The organism is Deltaproteobacteria bacterium (genome assembly GCA_020848745.1).
Classification (GTDB): Bacteria; Desulfobacterota; Binatia; order UTPRO1; family UTPRO1; genus UTPRO1.
The window spans coordinates 1-4,946 of sequence record JADLHM010000101.1; the positions used below are offsets into that span (position 1 = coordinate 1).

The 4,946-nt window shown below is 71.3% G+C and carries 4 protein-coding genes; 1 reads left to right on the plus strand and 3 read right to left on the minus strand.

All coding sequences use genetic code 11. The features are described from left to right. The first annotated feature begins 96 nt into the window (after positions 1-96). Entirely contained in the window at positions 97-297 is a 201-nt protein-coding gene (locus IT293_15345; protein ID MCC6766031.1) for a hypothetical protein, read from the plus strand. A 53-nt stretch (positions 298-350) separates the two neighbouring features. Here the strand turns inward: IT293_15345 and IT293_15350 are convergent, their stop codons facing one another. From IT293_15350 to IT293_15360, 3 genes are all read right to left on the minus strand, one after another. Beyond that, on the minus strand, positions 351-1,592 hold the full coding sequence (locus IT293_15350; protein MCC6766032.1) for an ATP-binding protein: 1,242 nt from the start codon (positions 1,590-1,592) through the stop codon (positions 351-353). A 182-nt stretch (positions 1,593-1,774) separates the two neighbouring features. Continuing rightward, entirely contained in the window at positions 1,775-2,908 is a 1,134-nt protein-coding gene (locus tag IT293_15355) for a hypothetical protein (protein ID MCC6766033.1), read from the minus strand. Continuing rightward, positions 2,905-4,893: a right-handed parallel beta-helix repeat-containing protein gene (locus IT293_15360; GenBank protein ID MCC6766034.1), complete on the minus strand. Its 1,989-nt coding sequence runs from the start codon at positions 4,891-4,893 to the stop codon at positions 2,905-2,907. The genes IT293_15355 and IT293_15360 overlap by 4 nt, the downstream gene beginning before the upstream one ends. Positions 4,894-4,946 lie beyond the last annotated feature (53 nt).

Genomic DNA, 4,946 nt, shown 5'->3' on the forward strand with positions numbered 1-4,946 from the left:
CTCGAGCGCGCCCGTGCCTTCAACGACGAGGGCCGAGCTGCGAAGCTGCAGGAGGAAATCGACTTCATCCTGCAGGAGCTCGCCTCGGCGGTCGGGCTGGGTGGGCGCGTGCGCAAGACGGGGTCAGCGCAGGAGCGCGCCCGCCTGAACGTGACGCGAGCCATCCGGTCGGCGATCGAGCGCATCGGCGCGCACCACCGGCCGCTCGCGCGCTACCTCTCGACGACGATCAGGACCGGTACGACGTGCGCATACGAGACCGACTTCCGTACGCCGATCGCCTGGATGCTCGGCTGAGCAAACGGGCCGAGGCCAGCTTGCGGGTCGTCGAAAAACGAAGCCCCATCGACTCACCACGCGAGGTGCCAGGGGACGGCCCGAACGTCACGACCGAGGGATGCGGGACTGGACACCTGACAGGCGACGACGGCGCGAACGTTCTTACCTGCGATGGTGCGCCACCGAACCAGGTTGTCCGCGTGATGCGGGGTCGGGGTCGCCGTCGCTTTCGCCTCGATCGCCCACAGCCGTTGGCCCCATTCGACGAGCACGTCGACCTCCAGATCCCGCGCCCGCCAGAAGTACAGCGGTGGTTGCACGCCAAGCCCATGAAACAGCTTCACCCATTCGCTTACGACTGCCGTTTCCGTAAGGGCACCGAGCATCGGTCCCCGCAACACGGCTTCGCGATCGTGGAGACCCGTGAGATAGGAGGCCAGTCCGGTATCGAGGAAATACAGCTTCGGGGCCTTCGTCAGCCGCTTGCCGAAGTTCCGATGATACGGGCGAAGCAGGTAGACGAGCTGGCTTGCTTCGAGCACCGACAGCCATCGGCTCGCTGTCGGCGGCGACACGCCGACATCGCGCGCCAGGTCTGCCAAGTTGAGCAGACTCCCGGTGCGAGCGGCCGCGAGGCTGGTGAACCGCTGAAATGCATGCAGGTCGCCGACCTGCACAAGATCCCGCACGTCCCGCTCGAGGTACGTCTGCACGAAGCTTGCGAACCAGAGTTGGCGATCGACGCGGTGATTGACCCGCGGTTCCGGAAACCCACCACGCAGGAGCCAGTTCGCGAGATCCGGGGCAGCGGCAACGCCCCGCGAGGTGGTTTGCCCGCGTGCGAGCCCGTCGCTGAACACCCGGTGTAAGGCACGCTCCGGGCGTGCGTCGAGCCTGCGTCCCGTCGTCTCCGTGACGCTCAATGCGTCGAGGGTGAGGATCGCGACCCGCCCCGCAAGCGTCTGGGCTACGCCTCGCATGAGCGGAAAGCTCTGCGAACCCGTGAGCAACCACCGCCCTGGTCGCCGGTCGCCGTCGATGAATTCCTTGACGTAGTGCAGCAGCTCCGGGACGTATTGGATTTCGTCGAGCATGACCGGCGCTGGATACTCGCGGAAGAAACTCACCGGGTCGGCCAGGGCGCGCGCTCGTACATCGGGCGCTTCGAGGGACACGAAGCGGTGGGTCCGGCCGAACTCGTGCCGCAGCAGCGTGGTCTTGCCCGTCTGGCGCGCACCGGTCACGAGCACGGCAGGAAATGACCGTGTGGCTTTGCGCACCGTCGCACCGAGGGCACGCCGGAGGTATGCCATGCAGCGATGCTACGACTTGGCAGATCGAACGTCAAATATTCGATCTGCCAGAATGCTACGCCCCCCAGGGCAGCGGTAGCCCGCCCGCCTGCTCGGTTGCCGATTCCACGACGCGGGCGGCAACGGAGGCGTCGCCGCCTCGCAGGATGCCGGCGCGTCGGGGAGTCCGGGCTCGCCGCGGATCAGCGCACCACGACGGCGAGCGGCCAGAGCGACTGCGACGGACCGGCGCGCGACACCAGGCCGACGACGGCGCGCTCGCCGGGCGGAACGGCGCGCGCGACGACGGTAAGCGTGAGCACGTCCGCCGCCGCGGCGCGTGTGCGGTCGCGAGACACGTCGAGGTAGCGTGCGCCGCGCTGCTCGCCGCTGAGGTCGATCGCAGTGACCTCCCAGGGAGTCGTCGGGTGCGACGCGGCCGCGGTCACGACGACGGTCGCGCGCGCGCCCGGGCGCCGGAGGCGCATAGTCGGTTGCGCCGGGACGAGCGCGCGAAACGGCCGCTCCGTAGAAGCCGGGACGCACGGGTCGATGCCTTGCGCCGCGGCACGATTGGACCAGGCGCGCTGCACGACGAAGCCGTCGGCCGTCGTGCGGTGGCCGCCGCGAGTCAGGAGGCCGCACGGGTCGACCGCCTCGACCCCGGCCGCGGTGAAGTCGGCCGTCGTCGAGCCGCCGTCGAAAGCAAAGCCGCGCCGCGACGGGTCGGGATTGGTCGCGGCCTCGAGGATTTCGTGGCTCGCGGTCGCGGTGAGGTCGGCGAAGTCGCCGCAACGCGGGACGACGGCGTAGGGCAGCGTGCGCCCAGGCAGGCGAAGGGCGCGATGGAAGCCGCGGGGACCGTCACCGCAGTACCGCGGCACGAGCGCATCGCGGAGCGCGACGCCGGCCGGCAGATAGACGAGGACGAGCGTGTCGGCGTCGAGCGCGCCCAGCGCCCCGGCCGCGATCGACTGCTCCAGTAGCGTCGCGAGCGCGGTCGCGTGCAGCTCGCCGGGGAGCGCATCGGTGAGGACGACGTGACGCCCCTGCCGACCCGGTCCCACGCATGCGTCGTTCGCGGCACAGAGGCCCTCGGTCACGGCCCGCCACCAGTCGGTGCGGGTGATCACGTCGCCGAAGCGCGCGAGGCGGCTCACGAGCGCGCCATCGTCGGCCGCGAACGTCACGGTGACGATGCGCGGGTGCGCGAGGAACGGCCCGCCGCGATGGACGAGGCGAGGCAGGGCACGCGCGATGAGCTCCGCGTCGTCGCCACGGGCGATCGACGGGGCGAGCAGCGCCGCGGTGAGCGCGAGCGCGGCGGCGCGTCTCACTGGGCCTCGACGGCGCCGGCATCGCAGCGCGGATCGTCGCCGCCGTCGCCGTCGACCGGGCGCGGGGCGCCGCGCTGATCGGTCGCGAGCGGTGTGTCGTTTTCGTCGGTGCAGCCTACCGGGTTGCCGCCGTCGATCGCGGGGCTCCCGGCAAGCGGTGCGTGTGTGGCCGTCGGGCCGCCGTTGTCGGCGAGCGGGCCGAGGAGCGGGTCGACGCCGCGGCGGTCGCCGTTGGCATCGCCGAGGTTGCAGTAGGTGCCGCCGTTCCCGTCATCGCCGGCGTCCCCGATCAGGTTGTAGCCGTCGGAGCCGATGATCGCCGTGGCGTCGTAGCAGTCGGGGGCGAAGGCGGCCGCGCTGTTGCCGGCGATGACCGTGTTGGCGAGCGTCGCCGTGGTGGTCGCGTCGAGCGCGATGCCGCCGCCCGCGCCGTTCGTACCGCCCGCATCTTCGCTGCGGTTGCCGGTGACGGTGACGTTTCGCAGCTGGATCGTCGAGCGCCCGAGATCGGCCAGGCCTCCGCCGTAGTACCAGAAGCAGCGGTTGCCGCTGATGGTGGAGTTCGTGAGGACGAGCGTGCCGTCGAGACCCGCGAGCGCGACTCCGCCGCCCGAGGTCCCCGCGTCGTTGGCGCTGATCGTCGTGCCGCGGATCGCCGTCGTGCCGCCGGCGTTGGAGCCGTAGACGAAGACGCCGCCGCCGTGCTCGATCGCGGCGTGGTTATCGGCGAGCGTGCTGTCGAGGATCGTTGCGTCGACGGGGACGAACGCCGAGTCCGTGTAGACGCCGCCGCCGACGCGGGCGGTGTTGCCGGTGATCGTGCAGCGCTCGATGCGGAGCGGGCCTGAGCTGTAGATGCCGCCGCCCCCCGCGGTCGAGGAGCTGTCGCGGACGACGCTGTCGGCGAGGGTCAGATCGCCGCCGTTGTTCACCGCGCCGCCGCCGCCGAAAAGGCTGCTGCCGTCCTGGATGCCGCCGCGGAGGGTGAGGCCCTCGACGCGGACGGGCCCCGCGTTTCCGACCAAGAGGACGCGCCCGGTGGCGTTGCCGTCGATGATCGTCGTGTCGGCGCCGGCGCCCGCGAGCGTGACGTTGCCCCGCACGCAGAGACTGCTCGTGCCGGCGAGCGTGTGCGTGCCGAATTGGTTGGTCACGTGCTGGCAGGTGGCGCCCCCGTTCAGCACGTACGTGCCGGCCGGCACGCCGATCCGGACCGGCGTCAGCGTGCCGGCGGTCTTCGCAAGTGCGCCGCGCAGGCTGCAATCGGCGGGGGTGACCGGGTCGCAGTCGGCGAGCAGGGCGTCGTCGGCCGTGGTGTCGACCGCAAGATCCGGGGCCGGCGTGGGAGTGGGAGTCGGCGTCCGCGTCCGGGTAGGCGTCGACGTGCTGGTCGGAATGGCGGTCGGTGTCGGGCTCGGCGTGGCGAGCAGCGTCGCGGTGTCCGTGGACGCAGGCTCGATCGGCGTCGCGGTCTCCTCGGCGGTCGGCGTCGCCGTACCGCCGGGCGGCGCGGTCGGGGTCGTGCCGGGCGGCAGCGGCGTCCGGAAGTTCGCGATGTTCACCTGGGTGTAGGGCCGCCAGAGGATGAACGACTTCACGTTGACGCTCCCGGGCGCGGGCAACGTGCGCACGGCAGGCCGCTTCGCCGCGGGGGCCTCGTAGCCGGCGCTCACGAAATAGTGACAGTACCCGTCACCGACGTAGTACTCGCCGAGCCAGTTGCGCTCCGCGCCGTTCGGGTCGTTGAGGGCTGCGCCGAAGCCCGTCCAGCAGGACACGCCGGGGCCGTGGCCACCGTCCCCGACGTAGTCGGCGGCCCCGTCCGGATGGATCGCGTCCGCCGAGCAGACGATCCCGTCCGTCCAGTTCAACATCGGCGTCCAGCCCCCTTCGGCGGAAGACGCGTTGTAGCGCGTCAGGAGATCCTCGATCAGGCAGATGTTGGCGAGCTCGGTGCCTTCGGCGACGCGGCCGGCGGTATCCATGCCGCTCGCCTCCAGGCAGGGGGCCGGGCCGTTCCGGACGTCGGCCGCGACCA